Here is a 21544-nt window from a genome sequence, read left to right as displayed (position 1 = left end):
CCCAACGGAAAGAACCGGCATTGTCAGAGCTCCATCAAGGCGTCGAGCATGGCATCAACGGTGGCGATGACCTTCGCGTTGGCGGCGTAGGATTGCTCGATCAACATCAGCTTTTGCAGCTCGTGATCGGTATCGACACCGGCCTGCATCTCCATGAAACTCAGGCTGTCCTGCTGGGCGACCGCGTGGCTCTGTTGCGCCTCGGCGGTGGTGCGTGCGGCACTCACGGACGAGACGAAATCCGCCGCGAGCCCGGCGCTCGAGCGGGCCACGCCGGAAAAGCCGCCGGAGGCCGCGATCCGGGGCGCATCCAGCGCCGCCTTCATGTCATGCAAGAGTGCCGCATTGCCGACCTCGCCCGGCGCCGGCGCGCCAAGCCCGTCCCGCATCCGCCAGGCGGCACCGCCACTTTCGGCCAGAACCGCGTCGTTCACGGCGATGCGGGATGCCAATCCGGTTTCATCCGCCGGGCTGAACGCATGCCCTCCATCGGTGAACAGACCCGCATCACCCGCTGCCCGCGTCGCGTCGAGGCCGGGGTCCTGGAACCGCTCGACCATGTCACGGGCAACCGCGTCGAGTTGCGCCTGGGCTTGCGGAGCCAATTCATCGCGGACCTGGAACAGCGCGGCGAGCGACCCGCCCTTGATCGGGCTGCGTTCGCCATCCGTGCGCACCGCGTGGCCGTTGATTTCCAGCCCCGAGAGCGCCCCGGAACCGAGGGTCATCTCGGGCACGATCACCCCGACCGGATCGAAACTCAACTCGGCGGCGCGGCCATCGAGCAGGATCGCGCCACCGGTGGTGAAAAGCGCGACCATGCCGTGCTCCCGCTCGACCTGGCGCAGCGGCACGATCGGCGAGAGCGTATCAATCGCCATCTGCCGCTGGTCCATCAGGGCCGAGGGATCCTGGCCCCGGGCGACCGCTTCCTTGATCTTGTAGTTGAGGTTCTGCACCTGGGTGAGACCGTCGTTGAGGCTGCGCACCTGCGCGTCGATCGCGGCATCGGCGTCCATGCGCGCGGCCTGCACATCGCGGGAGACATGATCGAGATGTTCCGCGATGGACCGGGCGCCGCGCACGGCGGTTTCCAGGCGCGCAATACTGTCGGGCCGCGAGGCTGCCTCGATCAGGCTGGCCTCGAAACCGGCGATCCGCCCGGAGAGCGAGTTCGGATCATCCGGCGTTCCGAGTGCGGCCTCCATCCTTGAGCGGAAGTCGGCAATCGTCGCGCCATGGCTGGCCGAGGCATCCGCGAGGCGCCGGCTCTGCACGATGACCATATCGACCTCGCGCCGCACGCCGGTCACGTTCACCCCCGCAGGCCGGCCGTCGCCCATGTTTCGGGCCTGCAGTTGGAGTTCGCGCCGCCCATAGCCTTCGGTCATCGCGTTCGCGACGTTGGATGAAACCAGTTCCGCGGCGCGGGACGAGGCGGTGAGCCCCGACAGCGCGTTGGCAAGAGAGCCGGCGATGGTCATGATCTAACTCCCGGCCTGCCTTCGATCAGCGTTTGATGTTGGTGGTTTCCTGCAGCATTTCGTCGACCGTCTGAATCACCTTGGCGTTCGACGAATAGGCCCGCTGGGTCTGGATGAGGTTGGTGAGTTCACCCGCGACATCCGTCGTCGAGCCTTCGCGCGTGAACCCGATCACCTCGCCCGTCGGTCCATCGCCCGCGTCCCACAGGAAGAACGATCCCGACTGCGGCGAGACCTGGTAAGTCTGGTTTGAGTACGAGATCATCCCGTTGGGATTCGGCACGTCGACAAGCGGCACCTGGTAGATCGTTCGGGTGAAACCGGTGTCGTAGGTGGCGGTGACGTAACCATTCACATCGATCTCGACGGAGGTGAGGTTGCCCACCGGGGAGCCGTCCTTGGTGATCGAAACCGGCGCAAAACTGTCGGAGAGCTGGGTCAACCCGCGCGGGTCGCCGATCCGGCCGATCGTCAGTTCCAGCGGGCCGCCAGCGACCGCGAGATCCACCGTGCCATCGGCCGGATCGTAGGCGCCACCGGTCACCGCGCTGACCGACGCGAGTGTGCCGCCATTTGCCCGGCTGTCGTCGAAGGTCAGCGTATATTCCCCGATCAAGGACCCGCCAGACGCACTGTCGCGAACCTCCATCGTCCAGGTGTTCGTCGGCGGGTCGCCAGCGACGGCCGGGAGAGCCGGTATGAATGTCATGTCCAACGATTCCGAGGTGCCAAGGTTGCCGAAATACTCGATGGAAAGCGGCAAGTCGTCGCCCGTTGCGCCGAATTCGGTGTCGGTTGCGGGCAGGTTGACGCCGAGGTTCATCCGCGTCGTCGGGTCGCCCGACTGCTGGTTGACCTGCACCGTGACCGGCTCCAGCGCCGTCGCCGTATCGCGCGGATAGGTGCCCACGTTGCCATCGGCATCGGCGGGCCACCCGAGCAGAACAAGGCCGGTCTCGGTTTTCAGTACACCGTCCTTGTCGGTGCGGAACGATCCCGTTGTCGTCACCAGCATCGGCCTGTCGTCGCCGGGATACTGCAGATAGGCCTCGTTGGTGACCGGCAGCATGCCGCGGCCCGAGACCGCGATGTCCATCGGGTTCGACGTGGAAATCAGCGGCCCGTTCTCGTCGATCATCCGATGCGTCGCCGCGCGCACGCCGCCGGCCGAATAGCTACCCGATCCGCTCAATCCGCCAATCACCAGCGACTCGAAATCGGCGGTGGCGCGCTTGTAGCCAAAGGTGGCGGAGTTCGCGATATTGTCGGAAATCGTGGCCAAACGCGTGGCGTTTGCGTTCAGACCGGCGACGCCGGCACTCAGCGAAGAGGAAATCGTCATGGTGCGCCTTTCTGCTGCAGCCCTTTTGCGATTCATGAATAGCGCGCGCGGCTTAACAGCGGACTAACGCCTAGAAATTTCCGGTTTTCCTCATTGCCCGGATCGCAGCAGGATCAACTCGATCCGGTTGTTGCGCACGGCCATCGGGTTGCGCTGGGCGGGTTCGCGGTCGGCATGCCCGGTCACGCGCCGGATCTTTTCCGCCGGAACGCCTTCGGCCTCCAGCATCTCGCGCACGCGTCCGGCGCGGGCGCCCGAAAGTTCCCAAGCGGTATTGCGCGCCACGACAACCGGTTGCGCCGCCACATGCCCCTCGATCGCGATGCCGTTCTTCACCAGGCCGAAAACGCTCGCCAGCATCGCCACGAGTTCCCGCATCACCGGTTCGGGCTCGGTCTCGCCGGGTGCGAACAGCGGTTCGCCCTCAAGATCGAAGAGCTCGATCAATAGCCCCTCGTCGGTGAGTTCGGTCACGATATGCCGACGGGCAAGGTCGCTTGCCATGCTCTCCCCGGAATTTCCCGAGAGCGCTTCCTCCAGATCCTCGAGCGCCTGCTGCTCCAGGCCGGAATCGACGCCCTCGGCCGGCCCGCCGTCGGCCGTTTTGTCGGTCACCGGGCTCGGAACTCCGCCGTGCCCGGTATGCGCGAGGGTTTCATCGGTGAACACGCTATCCCCACCGAATGCCCCGTCACCGCCGCCCGAGGCGCGCATCACCGGGATCGTCGGACTGAAGTAATCCGCGATGCCCTTGCGCTGTTTTTCCGTTGTCGCATTCAGAAGCCACATCAACATGAAGAAGGCCATCATCGCGGTGACGAAATCGGCATAGGCCACTTTCCATGCCCCGCCGTGGTGGCTCTCGCCACTGACCTTTTTGACCTTCTTGTAGATGATGGGCGCATTACCCTGCGCGCTCATCCCACACCTCTCGTTTCACCCGCGATCAGGTGTAGGGCTCGCCGGTTAATCGCGCTTTAAAGGATGCCCGCCGCCGGCCGGTTTCTCAGCCCCTGGTTAACAAGAGCGCCTTGGCGGGTTTTTTGTGGTAGGCTCTTCGGACTTTCGTGGAATGCGTATGCGTTCACATTTTTTTCCGGTTCGCATGCGCGAAAAAATGGAGGAGAACATGAAAGGTATTTCGTTTGCGTTTTTCATCACCGGGGTTCTGGCGGTCACGGCAGGGATGGCCTGGGGCATCCAGATGTCTGCCTCGGGTGACCATGCCCTGGCCGGGGCGCATGCTCACCTGAACCTCGTCGGCTGGGCCTCGATGGCCCTGTTCGGTCTGTACTATCACGCGGTGCCGGCCGCCGCCGAAACCACGCTGGCGAAGGTGCATTTCATCGTGGCGCTGTCGGGCGTCGTTCTGATGGTGCCCGGGATCGTCATGGCGGTGACCGAGCGGGGCGAGACGCTGGCCGTGGTCGGATCGCTGCTCACCTTCGCCTCGATACTGATCTTCCTGTTCACGGTCGCGAGGTATCGCACCGCCTGAGGCGGATCACAGGAGATTGTCGAGCCCGCGCACGAGGCCGACAATCTCCATCACCTTGCGCGCGGCCAGAAGCGTGCCGTCGTTGTAGATCGTCGGGTCTTTCCCCGCATCATGGGTGATGGTGAGGCGGGAATTGCCGTTGGCGAAGGTGCTGGTGACGGTGGCCGAGTAGGACGGCAACCGGAGGCTGTGCACCTGCACGCCGTTCACCTTGCCGCCGCGCAGGCCCGGCTCGCCCTTGACGCTGGCCGGGTCGACCTCGAAGGCGGGCTGCTTCACCGCGCCCATCCGCTCGGCCAGTTCCCGCGCCGTGCCGGTCGGGGCGTCGGTCTTGCCGGGCTTGGCGTAGTCGATCACCTCGAACCAGTCGAGATATTCGGCCGCCATCAGGCTGAAGCGGGTCATCAGCGCGGCGGTGAGCGCGAAATTGCCCGAGGCCACCACGCCGATACCGGCGGCGCGCGCCGCCGCGTCGATCTCGGCATACTCGGCGGCATCGAGGCCGGAGGTGCCCACCACAACGCGCTTGCCCGCGGCCACCGCGGCCAGCGTGTGGCCCATGATCGCATCCGGCGCGGTATAGTCGATCAACACGTCGAAATCCGGCCCCCCAAGCGCGTCTTCGAGGCTCGCGAAACAGGGGGCGCCGTGAATCTCCTGCCCCGCCGCGCGCCGGGCAACGCAGGAAACCAGCGTCATGTCATCCGCCTGCGCCACCGCCTCGGCGATCGCGCTTCCCGTCCAGCCGGTTGCCCCTGCCATGCAGACCTTCAGCATCGAAATCTCCCTTTCCCTTGACTTCGTTTCACCCGCAACGATACCCTTCGCCTGCGACAGGATGTAGCATCCAAACGATGGGAAACGCCATGACCCGCGAGATCAAACGCGCCGAAAGCCCGATGGGAACGACCCCGGGCTACATGCCCGGCTTCGGCAACGACTTTGAAACCGAGGCCCTGCCCGGTGCTCTGCCAAGCGGACAGAACTCGCCGCAGAAGTGCAACTACGGGCTCTATGCCGAGCAGCTTTCCGGCACCGCCTTCACCGCGCCGCGCGGCCAGAACGAACGCACATGGTGCTATCGCATTCGCCCCTCGGTGAAGCACACCGGACGGTTCGAGAAGATCGACATGCCTTATTGGCAGAGCGCGCCGAACATCGACCCGGAGCTGATCTCGCTCGGGCAATACCGCTGGGACCCGGTGCCGCACACCGACGCGCCGCTGACCTTCGTCACCGGCATGCGCACGATGACCACGGCAGGCGACGTGAACACGCAAACCGGCATGGCCGCGCATGTCTACCTCGCCAACGCCTCGATGGAGGACGAGTATTTCTTCTCCGCCGACGGCGAGCTTCTGGTGGTGCCGCAGGAGGGGCTCTTGCGCTTCCACACCGAGCTTGGAACGATTGATCTTGCGCCGAAGGAAATCGCCATCCTGCCGCGCGGCATGGTCTACCGCGTCGAAGTGGTGGAAGGCCCCGCGCGCGGATTCGTCTGCGAGAACTACGGCCAGAAGTTCGACCTGCCGAACCGTGGCCCGATCGGGGCCAACTGCCTCGCCAACCCGCGCGATTTTCTCACCCCCGTCGCCGCCTTCGAAGACCGCGAGGTGCCCTCGACCGTCACGATCAAGTGGTGCGGGCAGTTTCACCAGACCCGGATCGGCCACAGCCCGCTCGACGTGGTGGCCTGGCACGGCAATTACGCGCCGGTGAAATACGATCTCAACACCTACTCCCCGGTCGGCGCGATCCTGTTCGACCATCCCGACCCCTCGATCTTCACCGTGCTCACCGCGCCCTCGGGGCAGGAGGGCACCGCGAATATCGACTTCGTGCTGTTCCGCGAACGCTGGATGGTGGCGGAAAACACCTTCCGCCCGCCGTGGTACCACAAGAACGTGATGTCGGAGCTGATGGGCAACATCTACGGCCAGTATGACGCCAAGCCGCAGGGTTTCGTGCCCGGCGGCGTGAGCCTGCACAACTGCATGCTCCCGCACGGCCCCGACGCACCGGCCTTCGAAGGCGCCTCGAACGCCGAGCTTGCGCCGGTGAAACTCGAAAACACCATGAGCTTCATGTTCGAAACCCGTTTTCCGCAGCACCTGACCGCCTTCGCCGCCAGGGAAGCGCCGCTTCAGGACGACTACATCGACTGCTGGGACGGCATCGAGAAGAAGTTCGACGGCACGCCGGGCGAGAAATAGGCTGGCCACACGCCAGACCCCGGCTTTTCCTTGAACCCGGAATCGGTCACACAAGGGCTGAGTGCCCCGAAATCGAAGGACTTGTCACACATGCCCCTGCTGAAATCCTGGGTCGAGAGCGCGAACACGCCCGAAACCGCTTTTCCGCTCAACAACCTGCCCTATGGCGTCTTTTCCACCGAAGACGGCGATCTGCGCTGCGGCGTGGCGATCGGCAACCGGATCATCGACGCCACCGGGCTGGAAGCCGCCGGCATCCTGCGCGCAGACCCGAACGCCGATGTGCTCGACGCGCCGTTCTGGAACGATTTCATGGAGCTTGGCCCCGATGCCTGGGCTGCCTACCGCGCGGCGCTCACCGCGATGCTCTCGGAAGAGGCAAGCGAGGAAACCCGCGATGCCCTCACCACCTATTCCGTGCCGATGGCCGAGGCCACGCTGCACATGCCTTTCCAGGTGGCGGAATACACCGATTTCTACGCCGGCAAGAACCATGCGACGAACGTCGGCACGATGTTTCGCGGCGCCGAGAACGCGCTGCCGCCAAACTGGCTTTCGATCCCGATCGGCTACAACGGCCGCGCCTCGTCGGTGGTCGTCTCCGGCACGCCGGTGCGCCGCCCCTGGGGGCAACTGAAGGCGCCCGACGCCGACCTGCCCGTCTTCGCCCCCTGCAAGCGGTTCGACCTCGAACTGGAGATGGGCGCGATCGTCGGCCAGCCCTCCGAGGGGCCGGTGACGGTGGCCGAGGCGGACGCGATGATCTTCGGCTACGTTCTGCTCAACGACTGGTCGGCGCGCGATGTGCAGGCCTGGGAATACCAGCCGCTCGGGCCGTTCCAGGCCAAGGCCACTGCGACCACGGTTTCGCCGTGGATCGTGACAAAAGCCGCGCTCGAGCCCTTCCGTGTGCCGACGCCGGAGCGCGAGCGCCCGCTGCTCGCCTACCTCGAAGAGCCCGGGCCGATGCTTTACGATATCGATCTCTCGGTGAGCCTCACCCCCGAGGGCAACGCCGCAACGACCATCGCCCGCACCAACATGCGCGAGATGTATTACTCCGCCGCGCAACAGCTTGCCCACCACACCACCTCGGGCTGCCCGATGCGGGTGGGCGACCTTCTCGGGTCCGGCACGATTTCCGGCCCGACGAAGGAGAGCCGCGGCTCGCTTCTCGAGCTGAGCTGGGGCGGCAAGGAGCCGGTCGCGCTCGACAGCGGCGAGAGCCGGAGCTTCCTTGAGGATGGCGATACGCTCACCCTCCATGGCGCCGCCAGGGGCGACGGCTTCCAGATCGGCTTCGGCAATTGTGAGGGTCAGATCCTGCCCGCGCTGGAGGATCCCTACGCGCGCTAGACGCTGCCCGGATTGACCGGGTGATTGGCGACGGCTTGGGGCGTTCGGACCAGCGAGCCCGGCCTAGCGCCGCGCGCCCCAGCTCAGCGACGCGTGCTTGCGGGTGTAGGCTTCGCCCATGAAACCGATCATCATCAGCACGATCGAGACGACGAGGGGATAAACCCAGTTCGAGTAATGCGGATTGTAGTTGATGAAGGTGAAGCCCCGGGCCTGATCGATGATGTGAAACAGCGGGTTCCAGCTGAACATCGCGAGCAGATTGAAAGGCAGCGTGTTAGCCAGAAACATCTTGCCCGACGCGATCATGTTGGCGCGGGTATAGATCGTGGACCCGACGCCGACGAAATGCGGAAACCAGGGTTTCAGCGACAGAAACACCATGCCGACGGCAAACCCCGAGAACCAGCCCATCAGCAGCATCGCCATCGCCGGGCCGGGCTGCTCGATCGTGATCCGCTGAAAAGCGATGTGGTAGATGTAGAGCACCACCACCACGGAAAGAACCTGGATGTAGAGTTCCGCAAGCGCCGCCGACACGATGGCGACGAAGGTGTTCATCGGTGCGTGCTGCATCATCGGTGAGGCAGGCCCCTCCGACCCGACCACGGCGCCCAGCGTTTTCACGTGGGTCATGTACATGAAGATGCCCGACATGATGTAGAGCAGAAAATCGCCCCGGATCATCGAGCCGCGCAGGCCGAGGATGGCGAACATCACGTAGAAGACGGCGACAAGCGTCATCGTCTGGAGCATGTTGAGCAATATGCCGATGATGGCGTTGGAATGCGTCTTGCGCACATTCCGCACGGTCGCATGATAGATCAGCTCGAGAAGCGAGGCGGTTTGCGACAGCCTGCCGTCGGTCTTTCGAGCCTGGAACTGAAACATCGGTGCGCCTCTTCCCTGCCGCCCCCGTTTTCTCAGGGAATTCTTGCTGATTTCTTAGTCGCGCATCATAAGGGGGCCGAGTTTTTTTCGCAACAAGCCCGGTGAACCGGGCAGATCGAGGAGTGCGCCGTGGATTTCGAGGAACTGGTAAAGGCGATGCGCAAGCTGGCGCTCGAGGCGGGCGACGTGATCATGGAGGTCTACGGGCAGGAAGATTTCGCCGTGCGCGCCAAGGCCGACGACAGCCCCGTTACCGCTGCCGACGAGGCCGCCGATGCCCTGATTTCCGCCGGATTGCGCGCCGCTTTTCCCGATATCCACCTGGTGACCGAGGAACAGGCAGAAAGCCACGCCGGTGGCGCGCCGGAATTCCTCATCGTCGACCCGCTCGATGGCACCAAGGAATTCGTTCACCGCCGCGGCGATTTCACCGTGAACATCGCATTCGTGAAAGACGGTACGCCGGTGCGCGGGATCGTGTATGCGCCGGCCAAGGGGCGGATGTTCTACACCCGGGCCGATGGCGTTTCGGTCGAGGAGGACGGGCCTTTCGACAAGGAAACGCCGGGCAGCACCCGGCCGATCCGCGTCTCCTCGCCCGACAACGACGCGCTGATGGTGGTGGCGTCGAAATCGCATCGCGATCAGGCCACCGACGATTACATCTCTCGATATGCGCTGAAAGACATGACGAGCGCGGGCTCTTCGCTCAAGTTCTGCCTCGTGGCCACCGGCGAGGCCGATCTCTACCCCCGCCTCGGGCGCACGATGGAATGGGATACCGCCGCAGGCCATGCCGTGCTGGTCGGCGCGGGGGGGCAGGTGATCCGCTTCGACGATCATACGCCGCTCGGCTACGGAAAGCCGGGGTATGAAAACCCCTTCTTCATCGCCCACGCGCCCGGCGTGGAGTTGAAACGGGGCTGACATGGCCACGCTCCTCGTCATCCCTGCGCGCCACGCCTCCACCCGCTACCCCGGCAAAGCGCTGGTTGAACTGACCGGCGCGACAGGCCAGCGCAAGACGCTGATCCGCCGATCATGGGACGCGGCAACGCAGGTGCAGGGGATCGACCGCATCGTGGTGGCGACGGACGACGCGCGCATTCGCGACGAGGCGAAGAGCTTCGGCGCCGAGGTGGTGATGACGTCGCAGGCTTGCCAGAACGGCACCGAACGCTGCGCTGAGGCGCATGATGCGCTCGGGCAGACATTCGACATCGTGGTGAACCTGCAAGGCGACGCGCCCTTGACCCCGCCGTGGTTTGTCGAGGCGCTGGTTTCGGCCCTCTACGCGCACCCGACAGCAGAAGTCGCCACCCCCGTCCTGCGCTGCTCCGGCCGCGCCCTCGCGGGCTTCCACGACGACCGTCGCGCCGGCCGCGTCGGAGCGACCACGGCGGTGTTCGGGATCGACGGGCAGGCGCTCTATTTTTCCAAGGAGGTCATCCCCTACACCACGCGGGATTTTCCGCCCGAGGCGCAAACGCCGGTGTATCACCACGTCGGCGTCTACGCCTATCGTCCGGCCGCGCTCGCAGCCTATCCGAGATGGAAGGCCGGGCCGCTCGAAAGCCTCGAAGGGCTTGAACAACTCCGCTTCCTGGAGCGCGAACGCCCGGTGCTCTGCGTCGAGGTCGAGCCGCGGGGGCGGCAGTTCTGGGAACTGAACAACCCTGAAGACGTGCCAAGGATCGAGGCGATGCTGGCCGAGATGGGCATCGCATGAGCGCCAAACCGGTCTCGGTCGTCATCGTGAGCCGGGGCCGGCCGAAGCTCCTCATCCGCTGCCTCACCGGGGTCGGCCAGCTCTGCCACCCGGCCTTCGAGGTCGTGGTGGTGGCCGATCCGGCGGGCGTGGCGGCGGTCGAGGCGAAAGGTTGGCAGAGCCGGGTGAAACTGGTGGCCTTCGACGCACCCAATATCTCTGCCGCGCGCAATGCCGGGATCGTCGCCAGCAGTGGCGAGATCGTCGCCTTCATCGACGACGACGCGGTGCCGGAACCAACCTGGCTCGGTCACCTCAGCGCGCCGTTCGCAGAGCCCGGGGTGGCGGCAACGGGCGGCTTCGTGATCGGCCGTAACGGCATATCGTTGCAGTGGGGCGCGCGCGGCGTGGATGCGCGTGGGCGCAAGATCGAACTCGCACACACCGGCACCGATCCCTTCGAACCAGTGCCGCCCGAAGGGTTCGTGACCAAGACGGAAGGGACGAATTTCGCCGTCCGCCGCGAGATGATCGCCACGCTCGGCGGCTTCGACCCGGCCTTTCGTTTCTTCTTCGACGAAACCGATCTCAACATGCGGTTGGCGGCGCGCGACGCGCGCACGGTCCTGGTGCCCCGCGCCATCGTTCACCATGGGTTTGCCGCCTCCGCGCGCCGCGCCGGCGACCGCGCGCCCACCGACCTCACCGAAATCGGCGCGTCGAGCGCGGTGTTCCTGCGAAAGCACGCGCCGGAGGCCGACATGGACGAGGAATTCGCCCGGATCTCAGCCGAGCAGCGGCGCGCACTCTTGCGCTACATGGTCGACGGCGGACTCGAGCCACGCGACGTTGCCCGGCGGCTGGCAGAACTCGAAACGGGTTTTCGCGCAGGTCTGAAAAGAGACCTCCTGCCCCTCTCCGCCCTCGCGCCCCCAGCTGACCCTTTCCTCCCATGGTCGAAAAACCCGGCTGCCCGGCCCGCACGCTATTTCGCCGGCCGCCCGTGGAACAGGGCCGCGTTGCGCAGGAGCGCCCGCGGGGCCGTCGCGCGAGGCGAGATCGTGACCCTTTTCCGCTTCAGCCCGACGGCCTTGCCACACCGGGTCAGGTTTCACCCCGGCGGATGGTGGGAGCAATCGGGCGGGCTGTTTGGCAAGGCTAGGCGCGATGAGCGATATTTCACATGGCATGCATTTCGCGCACGGGTGCTGAAGGAGTGGGCGCGCGTGGAGGGGCTGCGACGATGCGACACGAGCGACACAAAATCGTAATGACTGTCGGGCTATATGACGTTACCTTCAGGTCAAATACAGCCCGCGATACGCACCAGGTTTGCACTTAAGTGCGTTTCGGGCAAAGCGAGCCAAATGTGAGGCGTAATGAGACGGAAAGTAACCAAGGCGATTTTTCCCGTGGCCGGCCTGGGAACCCGGTTTCTCCCCGCGACGAAATCGATCCCGAAAGAGATCATGACGCTGGTGGATCGGCCCCTCATCCAATACGCGATCGACGAAGCGCGCGCCGCCGGGATCAAGGAATTCATCTTTGTCACCTCGCGCGGCAAGGGCGCGCTCGAAGATTACTTCGACATCAACCCGGTGCTCGAGGCGAGCCTGCGGCGCTCCGGCAAGGACGATCTGCTCGAGATTCTCAAATCAACCAACATGGAATCCGGCGCCATCGCCTACATCCGGCAGCACCGGGCCCTGGGGCTTGGCCACGCGGTGTGGTGCGCCCGTCGGCTGATCGCCAACGAACCTTTCGCCGTGATCCTGCCTGACGATGTGATCGCCGCCGAAAAGCCGGTGCTCCAGCAAATGGTGGAAGCTTACCAGGAAACCGGGGGCGCCATGGTCGCGGCGATGGAAGTGCCGCGTGAAAAGGCTTCGGCCTACGGCGTGCTCGACGTTGCGGAAGACATGGGGTCGCTTGTGCGCGTCAAGGGCATGGTGGAAAAGCCCAAGGCTGATGAAGCACCGTCGAACCTCGCGGTGATCGGGCGCTACATCCTCACCCCCAAGGTTCTGCAGAATATCAACAAGGTGCGCAGCGGCGCCGGCGGCGAGATCCAGTTGACCGACGCGATCGCGGAAGAGATCGAGCAAGGCCGCGACGTCTACGGCTATCGGTTCCGCGGCCAGCGGTTCGATTGCGGCTCGAAAGCGGGCTTTCTTCAGGCCACCGTCTCGTTCGCTCTGGCCCGCGACGATCTGCGCGACGAGTTCTCCAGTTATATTGAGGAGCTCCTGGCGGTGCGCAAAGCGGCGCAATAGGGGTTCGGACCTTGACGAATTCGCTCAGGCCAGAAGGCCCCCCGCCGGCGAGACTCCTTGATCTCTCCCGATTGTTCGCGCGCGTCGGAACGAGGCAGACCGGGATCGACAGGGTCGAGGCGAAATACCTGGAGAGGTTCCTTGAAGAGCCCGAACCGCTGTTCAGCCTCGTGCGAACGGTGAACGGCCTCGGCTCGATGAAGAGACCTGCCTTCAGCCTGCTCGACCGCGACGCAACCCGCGCGTTGGCGGAGCGTCTGCTCGGGGCAACCCCGTGGGGCCGCGCCGATCTGCGCGCCTCGCTTCGCCGCAAGGCCCTGCCGGAGAAACGCGCGGCCTATGCCGACCTGCGCCGGCTGGAACGGATGCGCTCGGGCATGCGCGATCTGGGGAAAATGCTGAGGCAGCAGTTGCCGGAAGGCACCGTCTGGGTGAATACCGGCCTCACCAATCTTGCAAATGAACCCGTCTTCAAGGCGATCAAGTCCATTCCGGGCGGGCGGGTGAGCATACTCCTTCACGACGTGATCCCGCTCGATTACCCGGCCTACATCAACAACAAGATGAGCGGCGGCTTCATCGGGATGATGCGGCATACCTCGAAACACGCCGACCTGATGATCTACAATTCCGACTACACCAGGCGAACGGCCGAACGGCACCTGGCCATTATGGGACGGGTGCCTCCGATGGTGATGGCGCATCTCGGGGTCGAGATGCCGGAACCGGAACCAGATTCCCTGCCGCGGACGCTGGACACGAGCCGCCCCTACTTCGTCATTCTCGGCACGATCGAACCGAGGAAGAACCACGCGCTCCTGCTCGATATCTGGGAGCATTTCGCCAACACCCTGCCGGCCGACGAAATCCCCAATCTGGTGATCGCCGGCAAGCGCGGCTGGCTCAACCGCGAGGTCTTCGAGCGGCTCGACACTTCGCCGATCATGGGGCGGCACGTCCAGGAATTCGCCGGCCTTGACGATGGTGCGGTGGCCGCGCTCATGAAAGGCGCGCAGGCGCTCCTGATGCCGAGTTTCGTTGAAGGCTTCGGCCTGCCGCCCGCCGAGGCGCTGTTGCTTGGAACGCCCGCGCTGGTCAACGATCTGCCGGTTTACCGTGAAGTACTTGGAAACAATCCCATTTACGCATCGGTTGACGATATGTATTCTTGGGCCGAGATCATATTGGATCTTGCTCGGGCAGACAGACAAGAAAAAGAGGCAGCAGCCTTGGCAGCTATCCGTCTTCCCACGTGGGAAGATCATTTCAACCTTGTTTTAAAGGTGACATGATAGCCGAAGCGGCATCGCTGCCTTAGGTGGAAGGATCAGGGTTGGGCTTTTTGCGGTCATATCAGCTGCGCTGGGAGCGCAAGCGATGGCGTGTGCGAGCCCTGCGAAAGCGCCGCGAACTGACCCCGGCTGTTGATCGAACCGAAACAATCCAGCCCGACGACATCCTCGTCATGTCGACCTTGCGCAACGAGCGGGTGCGGCTGCCCTTTTTCCTCGATTATTATCGGCGGCTCGGGGTCAACCATTTCATCTTCGTCGACAATGACAGCGACGACGGCTCGCGCGCGTTTCTCACCGATCAGCCGGACGTGTCGGTCTGGGCCACCAACGCGAGCTACAAGCGCGCGCGCTTCGGGGTGGACTGGCTCAACTGGCTCGCCCGAAAACATGCGCATGGCCACTGGGTGCTCACCGTCGATCCCGACGAGTTTTTCGTCTACCCGTTCTCCGACACGCGCAACCTGCGCGCCCTGACCGATTGGCTCGATGCGTCGTCGATCAAGTCGTTCGGGGCGATGCTTCTCGACATGTACCCCAAGGGCACGCTGGATGCGCAGCCCTACCGCGAGGGCCAGGACCCGTTCGAGATTGCCAGCTGGTTCGACTCGGGCAATTACATGATCTCGAAGAACCCTCGGTTCGGAAACCTCTGGATCCAGGGCGGTCCGCGCGCCCGTGCCTTCTTCCCCGACAACCCGGCGCGCGCGCCTGCGCTCAACAAGATCCCGCTGGTGAAATGGCATCGCGCCTACACCTACGTCAGTTCCACCCACAACCTGCTGCCGCGCGGCCTCAACCTCGTTTACGATGAATGGGGCGGCGAAAAGGCTTCGGGGGTTCTGCTTCATGCCAAGTTTCTCAGCACCTTCGCGGACAAGGCCGAGGAAGAGCTGGAACGCCGCCAGCACTACGCCGCCAGCCACGAATACCGGGCCTATGCCGAGAAGCTGAAAGACAATCCCGACCTGTGGTGCAAATGGTCGGAGAAATACATCAACTGGCGGCAGCTCGAAATCCTCGGCCTGATGTCGAAGGGCAACTGGGCATGAGCGTGGGTTTCGTCATGCTGGTGCACACCGCACTCGACCGCGCCGAGCAGGTGGCCCGGCACTGGGCCCGCCACGATTGCCCGGTGGTGATCCATGTCGACCGCAAGGTGAAGCGGCGCGATCACGCCGCTTTCGTGGAAGCCCTGTCGGATCTCGACAACGTGCGCTTCTCGCAACGGTTTTCCTGCGAATGGGGCACCTGGTCGCTGGTCGAGGCGAGCCAGGCGGCGTCGGAACTCCTGCTCAAGGAGTTCGCCGAGGTGCGGCACGTGTTTCTCGCATCGGGCTCCTGCCTGCCGCTCCGGCCGGTGCAGGAACTCAAGGATTATCTTGCCGAACGGCCGATGACCAACTTCATCGAAAGCGTCACGACCGTTGACGTGCCCTGGACGGTGGGCGGGCTCGACGAGGAACGCTTCACCCTGCGCTTCCCGTTCTCGTGGAAACGCCAGCGCCATCTGTTCGATGCCTATGTGCACCTACAGCGCAGGTTGAATATCAACCGCAAGATCCCCGACGGGTTGGTGCCGCACCTCGGCAGCCAATGGTGGTGCCTGACCCGGCAAACCCTCACCGCAATCCTCGAAGACCCCGACCGCGCGAGCTATGACCGGTATTTCTCAAAGGTCTGGATCCCCGACGAAAGCTATTACCAGACGTTGGTGCGGCTCTACTCCACCAACATCGAAAGCCGCTCGCTGACGCTCTCGAAGTTCGACTTTCAGGGCAAGCCGCACATCTTCTACGACGACCACATGCAGCTTCTGCGCCGCTCCGACTGCTTCGTGGCGCGAAAGATCTGGCCGCATGCCGACAAGCTCTATGATGGCTTCCTTTCGGAGGACGCCACGATCGTCACCGGGGCCGAGCCCAACCCCGGCAAGATCGACCGGATCTTTTCCAAGGCCGTCGAACGGCGCACCAAGGGCCGGCCGGGGCTTTACATGCAAAGCCGCTTTCCCAACGAGGGCTGGGAAAACGGGCCCACCAGCGCACCCTACGCGGTGTTCGAGGGGTTCGCGGAACTGTTCGAGGATTTTGACGATTGGCTGACCCGCATGGTCGGCGCGCGGGTTCATGGCCATCTCTTCGGACCGGACCGGGTCGAGTTCGCCGGCGGGCAAAAGGTGTTTGCAGGCGCGCTTTCCGACAGTGCGGAGCTGCGCGATTACAACCCGCATGCTTTCCTCACCAGCCTGATCTGGAACACGCGGGGCGAGCGGCAGTGCTTCCAGTATGGCCCGCGCGACACGCAGGACATCAGCTGGTTCCTCGCCAAGGACCCGAACGCCGCGATCTCTGTGATCTCCGGTGCCTGGGCGGTGCCGCTGTTCTATTCCAACGCCAATTTCTCCGATATCCGCAAGCAGGCGGCGCGGCTCCAGAAGATCGAGGCGGAACATCTCGACGCGCTCAAATCCTTCTACGCCAAGGCGCGGGTGCGGATCTGGACGTTGGCGGACTTCGTCGAAAACCCGATGGAACCCTTGCAGACGATCATAGACGAGCTGGGCAACCGCACCTCGCACCGCCTCACCGAAGCGCCGCGCATGGTTTCGCTCGACGGGTTCGGGCAATTCCTTCAAAACCTGAAGAACCAGGGCATGCACCCGCACCTGATGGGGGATTTCCCGGTGTCGAACCTGGTTGCGCACGACCGCAAGAAACCGCGCAAACCCTATCTGGTAAATTGAAGGCCCGGCGATGAGCAGACAGTTCGACTATTTCGTGATCTTTGCCGAGATGAGGACGGGTTCCAATTTCCTCGAGTCGAACCTCGATCTGTTTCCGGGGCTGCAAACCTACGGCGAAGCCTTCAATCCCTATTTCATGGTGCAACCCGATTGCGAGGAGCTGTTCGGGGTGACGGTCGAGGCGCGCAACGCCGATCCGCTGCGCCTGATCGCGCGGATGAAGGAGGAAACCGAAGGAATTCCCGGTTTCCGCTTTTTCCACGATCACGACAACCGCGTGTTCGAGGCCGTGATCGACGACCCGCGTTGCGCCAAGGTGGTGCTCACCCGCAACTTCGTCGATGCCTATGTTTCGCGAAAGGTCGCCTGGGAAACCGACCAGTGGCAACTGTCGGACGTGCACGACGTGATCAAGAAGAAGGCACGGTTCGTGCCGCAGGAGTTCGCCAAGCTCTACTTCCGGATCACCGAGTTTCAGCAAAAGGTGCTGGGGCGGCTCCAGCGCAGCGGGCAAACGGCGTTCTACCTCGATTATGAAGATCTTCAGGATATCGAGGTGATCAACGGCCTCGCGGCATTCCTGGGCGAGAGCAGCCGGATCGAGGAGTTCTCCGGCAAGTTCAAGAAGCAAAATCCCGAGGGGCACGAGGAAAAGATCGTGAACTACCCCGATCTCGTCAAAACCGTGAACGAGATCGACTTTTTCGATATCGGCCGCACCCCGGTTTTCGAGCCCCGGCGCACGCCGATGGTGCCGAGCTACGTCACCGCGGCGGTTGCACCGCTGATGTTTCTGCCGATCCAGGGCGGGCCGGTCGACGAGGTGCTCGCCTGGCTCGCCGCGCTTGACGGTGTTGGGCAAGACGCCCTCGTCACCGGCATGAGCCAGAAAGACATGCGCAAATGGAAACGCACCCATCCGGGGCACCGGGGGTTCACCGTTCTGCGCCATCCAGCCGCCCGGGCACATGCCGCGTTCTGCCGGCATTTCCTGTCGGACGGCCCCGAAACCTACCTCGAGATCCGGCGCGCCCTGCGCGAGCATTATCACGTGCCGCTGCCCGACGATCTGGTTCCGGGCGCGGACTATGACCGCATCGCGCATCGCGAGGCGTTTCTCGCGTTCCTCAAGTTCGTGAAATCGAACCTGCAGGGACAAACCACCATCAGGGTCGACGGCGCATGGGCCACGCAGGGGCACGTGATCCAGGGGTTCGGGCAAGTGCACCTGCCCGACCACCTGCTGCGCGAGTCACGATTGGCGCTTGGGCTGGAGCAGCTCTGCGCCGAAGTTGGCATCGCGCCCGTATCGCCGCCGGAAGCGATCGCCGACACGCCTTTCACCCTCGAAGACATCTACGACGCCGAGATCGAAAAAGCTGTTCGCGCCGCCTACCAGCGCGATTACATGCTGTTCGGGTTTGATGACTGGACGGACGAGGTCGCCCGGGCGGAGGCGTGAGAGCTCAGGCCGCCCGGGTCGCATGCGACTCCGTCAGGATCGTGTGCAGCGTGTCGGGATCCTCATTGGCCCGCAGCTTGGCGCACACGCTTGAATCCCGCATCGTGCGCGAAACCAGCGCCAGCGCCTTGAGATGGTCCACGCCGGACCCATCGGGCGCAAAGAGCGCAAACACCAGATCGACCGGCTGACGATCCACCGCGTCGAAGTCGAGAGGCTTTTCGATCCGCACGAAGGCGCCCACAACCTCTTCAAGGCCCTCGATCCGCGCGTGCGGCAGGGCGACGCCATGGCCGACACCGGTGGGCCCGAGAGACTCGCGATCCTGCAGGGCGGAGAAAGCGGCATCGCCATCAAGGCCGTAGGCCGATGCGACGATGTCGCCCAGATCCTGGAACAGGCGCTTCTTGCTGGACACGTTCGCCACCACTTTCACGGCAGCGGGCCGGATAATCGTCGAGAGTTCCATAACACCTACTTTTCTTCCGGCCCGCGGCCCAAATGGCGCGTTCAGGCCGAATTGCGGGGATCGATCCAGCCGACGTTGCCGTCTTCCCGCCGATAAACGACGTTTACCCCGTTGGTTTTCTCGTTGCGGAACACGAGGACCGGCGCATGCGCGAGTTCCATCTGCATCACAGCTTCACCAACCGAGATCGTGGGGATCTTCGTCTCCATCTCGGCGATGATGATCGGCTGCAGGGTCTCCGGCTCCGAGTCATCGCTTCCCTCTTCAGAGGCGAGGATATACGAGGCACCGCCAAAAACTTCAACCGGGTTCGGGCGCTCCTTGTGGTGATCTTTCAACCGGCGCTTGTAGCGGCGGAGCTGTTTCTCCATCTTGTTCGCGCAATCGTCGAAAGCGGCATAGATCTCGGTGGCATGGCCCTTGGCCTGCGCGGTGAGACCGGTCGACAGGTGCACGACCGATTCACAGACGTATTCATGCGCGACCTTCGAAAACACGATCTGCGCATCCGTCGGGCGCTCGGCGTATTTCTGCACGATCGCTCCGAGTTCGTTCTTCACATGCGTCTGAAGGGCTTCACCAATGTCGATTTGCTTACCACTGATCTGGTACTTCATCCTACCTCCTCACTTTCGGCATTGCCCCAACCGCGCATGGCACAACGCCGACGCGGCAATCTTGGGACAGGATATTGTGGCTTGAGTTTTGCGTCCGCGCCCGAAGAGTTCGGACGGTGTGGGTGCGATGGCCGCCTGGGCCTTTGCACGAACTGTCATGTGCGTGTTCATGCATGGTTTTCACGATCATTGTGGCGACGCTCCGCGGCCGTTGTCAACTGAAATGGGTCGATGCGGCGGGTTGCTCAATGCGCAAAGATGTCGATCTCGGGCCAGCCCATGAGATCCAGCCGCGCCCGGTTCGGCAGGAAGTCAAAACAGGCCTGGGCAACTTCGCTGCGGCCTTCTCGTGCGATTCGGGCGTCGAGTTTTTCTTTGAGCCGGTGCAGGTAGAGCACATCCGACGCGGCATAATCGAGTTGCGCCTCGGTCAGCTCGCGCGCACCCCAATCGCTCTGCTGCTGCTGCTTGGAGACATCGACATGCAGCATTTCGTCGAGCAGCACCTTGAGCCCGTGGCGATCGGTATAGGTGCGCACCAGCTTGGAGGCGATCTTGGTGCAATAGACCGGCGCGGTCAGCACGCCGAACGCCTTGAGCAGGGCGGCGATATCGAAACGGCCGAAATGGAACAGCTTCAACACATCGGGGTTGGCCAGCATCGCCACCAGGTTCGGCGCTTCGGTCTGGCCCTGTTCGACGTGAACGATATGGGCGTTTCCGTCTCCGCTCGAAAGCTGGACAACGCACAGCCTGTCGCGGTGCGGGTTGAGCCCCATGGTCTCGGTGTCGATCGCCACGACGGGGCCAAGATCGAGCCCGTCAGGAAGATCGCGCTTGTAGAGGTGGTTCGCCATGAGGGCCTCTTGTCTGAACTTCCGCCCCTCTTAGTGAGATTGTGCGCGCCGTTCAACGCCCGGTTTCACCGCCCCGGCACAAATCCTGCGTCGGCGGCGCCCGCGCGCACGCGGCCCAGAAAAACGCAAGGGGCCGCGCGTGGCGGCCCCTTCCAACCCGGTTCGATCCGGCGGCTCAGTCGTCGTCTTCTTCGTCGTCCTCGGCCATTCCCAGGAGCGTGGCGATCTTGAGCGAGACCTTGCGGTAGAAATCCGCGTGCACGCTGTCGGGTTCGGCCACGACAAGGGGCTTGCCCGCGTCGGAATACTCACGGATCGCCATGTGAAGCGGCACTGCTCCGAGGAACATCACGCCGAGCCGGCGCGCGTCGGCCTCGGCGCCGCCATGACCGAAGATCTCGCTGACCTCGCCGCAATGCGGGCAGACGAAGGTCGACATGTTCTCGATGATGCCGAGGATCGGCACGTCCACATCCCTGAACATCTTCAGCCCCTTGCGCGCATCGACCAGCGCAAGATCCTGCGGGGTCGAGACGATCACCGCGCCCGAAAGCGGGGTTTGCTGCGCCATCGTGAGCTGTGCGTCACCGGTGCCCGGGGGCATGTCGAGAATGAGGAAATCGAGCTCGCCCCATTTCACGTCGCGCGTCATCTGCATGAGCGCCGTCACCACCATCGGGCCACGCCAGATCAGCGGCGCTTCCTCGTCCATCAAAAAGCCCATCGACATGATCTTCATGCCGTATTTCTCGATCGGAACGACGCGATCGCCCTCCATGCCGGGGCGCTCGGTGATGTCGAGCAGGCGCGGGATCGAGGGGCCGTAGATATCGGCGTCCAGCAGGCCGACCTTGAAGCCGAGGCTCGCGAGGGTGGCGGCGATGTTGACGGCGGTGGTGGATTTGCCAACGCCGCCCTTGCCGGAAGCCACCGCGACGATGTGCTTGATGCCAGGGATGGCGGCCTGCGCCGGGCGCATGTCCGGCCCCGGAACGCCGGGGTTCTTCGCCGGCTCCTTGCGCAGTTTGGGCGGGGCCTTCGCCTCGGCCTCTGCCTTCGCCAGCGCCACGCCAGACTCACCGGTGAGCACCACGAGCAGGTTCTCGATCTGCGGGATGTTGCCCTTCAGACGCGTTTCGATGTCCTGTTGCAGCGCCTTGATATCGCCCATGAAGTCGCCCGGCACGTTCACCGAAACGACAACCTTGTGGCCGTTGACCGAGACGTCCTTCTCGGTCACCAGCCCGGCTTCGATGATGTTGCCCTTGATGCCCTCGGCCTCGACGTGGGCGAGATGGGCCATGATACGCGTAATCATTACGGTGAATTCCTCCCT

Annotated in this window: 20 protein-coding genes; 11 read left to right on the top strand and 9 right to left on the bottom strand. The window is 63.8% G+C overall.

What is annotated here, in order from left to right:
- Nucleotides 1-23 precede the first annotated feature (23 nt).
- The 3 genes from flgK to IEW01_RS02060 form a co-directional block, all read right to left on the bottom strand.
- Nucleotides 24-1484: a flagellar hook-associated protein FlgK gene (gene flgK / locus IEW01_RS02070; protein ID WP_188525939.1), complete on the bottom strand. Its 1461-nt coding sequence runs from the start codon at nt 1482-1484 to the stop codon at nt 24-26.
- 25 nt (nt 1485-1509) lie between these two features.
- The gene (locus tag IEW01_RS02065; protein ID WP_188525938.1) at nt 1510-2826 is read right to left on the bottom strand and encodes a flagellar hook protein FlgE; all 1317 of its coding nucleotides are present in this window, start codon (nt 2824-2826) and stop codon (nt 1510-1512) included.
- 90 nt (nt 2827-2916) lie between these two features.
- Nucleotides 2917-3747 (bottom strand): flagellar motor protein MotB, encoded by an 831-nt coding sequence (locus IEW01_RS02060; RefSeq protein ID WP_188525937.1) that lies wholly within the window; start codon nt 3745-3747, stop codon nt 2917-2919.
- Between the two features lie 208 nt (nt 3748-3955).
- Between IEW01_RS02060 and IEW01_RS02055 the strand changes: the two genes are divergently transcribed.
- Nucleotides 3956-4324: a hypothetical protein gene (locus tag IEW01_RS02055; RefSeq protein WP_188525936.1), complete on the top strand. Its 369-nt coding sequence runs from the start codon at nt 3956-3958 to the stop codon at nt 4322-4324.
- A gap of 6 nt (nt 4325-4330) precedes the next feature.
- Here the strand turns inward: IEW01_RS02055 and dapB are convergent, their stop codons facing one another.
- Entirely contained in the window at nt 4331-5101 is a 771-nt protein-coding gene (gene dapB, locus IEW01_RS02050; protein ID WP_188525935.1) for a 4-hydroxy-tetrahydrodipicolinate reductase, read from the bottom strand.
- 89 nt (nt 5102-5190) lie between these two features.
- On the opposite strand from dapB, the gene hmgA reads away from it, so the two are divergent.
- Nucleotides 5191-6537, top strand: coding sequence for a homogentisate 1,2-dioxygenase (gene hmgA, locus IEW01_RS02045; RefSeq protein ID WP_229738010.1), 1347 nt, complete (start codon nt 5191-5193; stop codon nt 6535-6537).
- A 90-nt stretch (nt 6538-6627) separates the two neighbouring features.
- Nucleotides 6628-7893, top strand: coding sequence for a fumarylacetoacetase (gene fahA / locus IEW01_RS02040; protein WP_188525934.1), 1266 nt, complete (start codon nt 6628-6630; stop codon nt 7891-7893).
- 63 nt (nt 7894-7956) lie between these two features.
- Here the strand turns inward: fahA and IEW01_RS02035 are convergent, their stop codons facing one another.
- Nucleotides 7957-8784, bottom strand: coding sequence for an ABC transporter permease (locus tag IEW01_RS02035; protein WP_188525933.1), 828 nt, complete (start codon nt 8782-8784; stop codon nt 7957-7959).
- Nucleotides 8785-8913: 129 nt separating this feature from the next.
- Between IEW01_RS02035 and cysQ the strand changes: the two genes are divergently transcribed.
- The 8 genes from cysQ to IEW01_RS01995 all read left to right on the top strand — a co-directional run bounded on the left by cysQ (nt 8914) and on the right by IEW01_RS01995 (nt 18265).
- Nucleotides 8914-9711, top strand: coding sequence for a 3'(2'),5'-bisphosphate nucleotidase CysQ (cysQ, locus tag IEW01_RS02030; RefSeq protein ID WP_188525932.1), 798 nt, complete (start codon nt 8914-8916; stop codon nt 9709-9711).
- Between the two features lies 1 nt (nt 9712).
- Nucleotides 9713-10513 (top strand): 3-deoxy-manno-octulosonate cytidylyltransferase, encoded by an 801-nt coding sequence (locus tag IEW01_RS02025; RefSeq protein WP_188525931.1) that lies wholly within the window; start codon nt 9713-9715, stop codon nt 10511-10513.
- Nucleotides 10510-11763, top strand: coding sequence for a glycosyltransferase family 2 protein (locus IEW01_RS02020; protein ID WP_188525930.1), 1254 nt, complete (start codon nt 10510-10512; stop codon nt 11761-11763). The genes IEW01_RS02025 and IEW01_RS02020 overlap by 4 nt, the downstream gene beginning before the upstream one ends.
- A 108-nt stretch (nt 11764-11871) precedes the next feature.
- On the top strand, nt 11872-12765 hold the full coding sequence (gene galU / locus IEW01_RS02015; protein ID WP_188525929.1) for a UTP--glucose-1-phosphate uridylyltransferase GalU: 894 nt from the start codon (nt 11872-11874) through the stop codon (nt 12763-12765).
- 179 nt (nt 12766-12944) lie between these two features.
- Nucleotides 12945-14057, top strand: a complete 1113-nt coding sequence (locus IEW01_RS02010) for a glycosyltransferase family 4 protein (RefSeq protein ID WP_188525928.1) — start codon at nt 12945-12947, stop codon at nt 14055-14057.
- 41 nt (nt 14058-14098) lie between these two features.
- Nucleotides 14099-15109, top strand: a complete 1011-nt coding sequence (locus tag IEW01_RS02005; protein ID WP_188525927.1) for a glycosyltransferase family 2 protein — start codon at nt 14099-14101, stop codon at nt 15107-15109.
- Complete coding sequence (locus IEW01_RS02000; protein ID WP_188525926.1) at nt 15106-16803, top strand: DUF5927 domain-containing protein; 1698 nt, start codon at nt 15106-15108, stop codon at nt 16801-16803. The genes IEW01_RS02005 and IEW01_RS02000 overlap by 4 nt, the downstream gene beginning before the upstream one ends.
- A 10-nt stretch (nt 16804-16813) precedes the next feature.
- Nucleotides 16814-18265, top strand: coding sequence for a nodulation protein NodH (locus IEW01_RS01995; protein ID WP_188525925.1), 1452 nt, complete (start codon nt 16814-16816; stop codon nt 18263-18265).
- Between the two features lie 4 nt (nt 18266-18269).
- Here IEW01_RS01995 and IEW01_RS01990 read toward each other — a convergent pair whose 3' ends face one another.
- The 4 genes from IEW01_RS01990 to IEW01_RS01975 all read right to left on the bottom strand — a co-directional run bounded on the left by IEW01_RS01990 (nt 18270) and on the right by IEW01_RS01975 (nt 21526).
- Nucleotides 18270-18734 carry a PTS sugar transporter subunit IIA gene (locus IEW01_RS01990; RefSeq protein WP_188525924.1) on the bottom strand — a complete coding sequence of 155 codons (465 nt, stop codon included), beginning with the start codon at nt 18732-18734 and terminating at the stop codon, nt 18270-18272.
- A 41-nt stretch (nt 18735-18775) separates the two neighbouring features.
- Nucleotides 18776-19351, bottom strand: coding sequence for a ribosome hibernation-promoting factor, HPF/YfiA family (gene hpf / locus IEW01_RS01985; RefSeq protein WP_188525923.1), 576 nt, complete (start codon nt 19349-19351; stop codon nt 18776-18778).
- A 245-nt stretch (nt 19352-19596) separates the two neighbouring features.
- Nucleotides 19597-20208, bottom strand: coding sequence for a ribonuclease D (locus IEW01_RS01980; protein ID WP_188525922.1), 612 nt, complete (start codon nt 20206-20208; stop codon nt 19597-19599).
- 175 nt (nt 20209-20383) lie between these two features.
- The gene (locus IEW01_RS01975; protein ID WP_229738009.1) at nt 20384-21526 is read right to left on the bottom strand and encodes an Mrp/NBP35 family ATP-binding protein; all 1143 of its coding nucleotides are present in this window, start codon (nt 21524-21526) and stop codon (nt 20384-20386) included.
- Nucleotides 21527-21544: the final 18 nt, after the last annotated feature.

Source organism: Sinisalibacter lacisalsi (genome assembly GCF_014640115.1).
In the GTDB taxonomy this organism is placed as follows: Bacteria; Pseudomonadota; Alphaproteobacteria; order Rhodobacterales; family Rhodobacteraceae; genus Sinisalibacter; species Sinisalibacter lacisalsi.
This window is presented reverse-complemented; position numbering and strand designations above follow the sequence as displayed.

Excerpts from the sequence above, each read along its gene's own strand:
- flgK (WP_188525939.1), bottom strand. The coding sequence starts at position 1,484 with ATGACCATCGCCGGCTCTCTTGCCAACGCGCTGTCGGGGCTCACCGCC.
- IEW01_RS02000 (WP_188525926.1), top strand. The coding sequence starts at position 15,106 with ATGAGCGTGGGTTTCGTCATGCTGGTGCACACCGCACTCGACCGCGCC.
- IEW01_RS01995 (WP_188525925.1), top strand. The coding sequence starts at position 16,814 with ATGAGCAGACAGTTCGACTATTTCGTGATCTTTGCCGAGATGAGGACG.
- IEW01_RS02025 (WP_188525931.1), top strand. The coding sequence starts at position 9,713 with ATGGCCACGCTCCTCGTCATCCCTGCGCGCCACGCCTCCACCCGCTAC.
- IEW01_RS01990 (WP_188525924.1), bottom strand. The coding sequence starts at position 18,734 with ATGGAACTCTCGACGATTATCCGGCCCGCTGCCGTGAAAGTGGTGGCG.
- IEW01_RS02020 (WP_188525930.1), top strand. The coding sequence starts at position 10,510 with ATGAGCGCCAAACCGGTCTCGGTCGTCATCGTGAGCCGGGGCCGGCCG.
- IEW01_RS01980 (WP_188525922.1), bottom strand. The coding sequence starts at position 20,208 with ATGGCGAACCACCTCTACAAGCGCGATCTTCCTGACGGGCTCGATCTT.
- IEW01_RS01975 (WP_229738009.1), bottom strand. The coding sequence starts at position 21,526 with ATGATTACGCGTATCATGGCCCATCTCGCCCACGTCGAGGCCGAGGGC.
- IEW01_RS02060 (WP_188525937.1), bottom strand. The coding sequence starts at position 3,747 with ATGAGCGCGCAGGGTAATGCGCCCATCATCTACAAGAAGGTCAAAAAG.
- hmgA (WP_229738010.1), top strand. The coding sequence starts at position 5,191 with ATGACCCGCGAGATCAAACGCGCCGAAAGCCCGATGGGAACGACCCCG.
- hpf (WP_188525923.1), bottom strand. The coding sequence starts at position 19,351 with ATGAAGTACCAGATCAGTGGTAAGCAAATCGACATTGGTGAAGCCCTT.
- IEW01_RS02035 (WP_188525933.1), bottom strand. The coding sequence starts at position 8,784 with ATGTTTCAGTTCCAGGCTCGAAAGACCGACGGCAGGCTGTCGCAAACC.
- galU (WP_188525929.1), top strand. The coding sequence starts at position 11,872 with ATGAGACGGAAAGTAACCAAGGCGATTTTTCCCGTGGCCGGCCTGGGA.
- IEW01_RS02065 (WP_188525938.1), bottom strand. The coding sequence starts at position 2,826 with ATGACGATTTCCTCTTCGCTGAGTGCCGGCGTCGCCGGTCTGAACGCA.
- IEW01_RS02055 (WP_188525936.1), top strand. The coding sequence starts at position 3,956 with ATGAAAGGTATTTCGTTTGCGTTTTTCATCACCGGGGTTCTGGCGGTC.
- dapB (WP_188525935.1), bottom strand. The coding sequence starts at position 5,101 with ATGCTGAAGGTCTGCATGGCAGGGGCAACCGGCTGGACGGGAAGCGCG.
- fahA (WP_188525934.1), top strand. The coding sequence starts at position 6,628 with ATGCCCCTGCTGAAATCCTGGGTCGAGAGCGCGAACACGCCCGAAACC.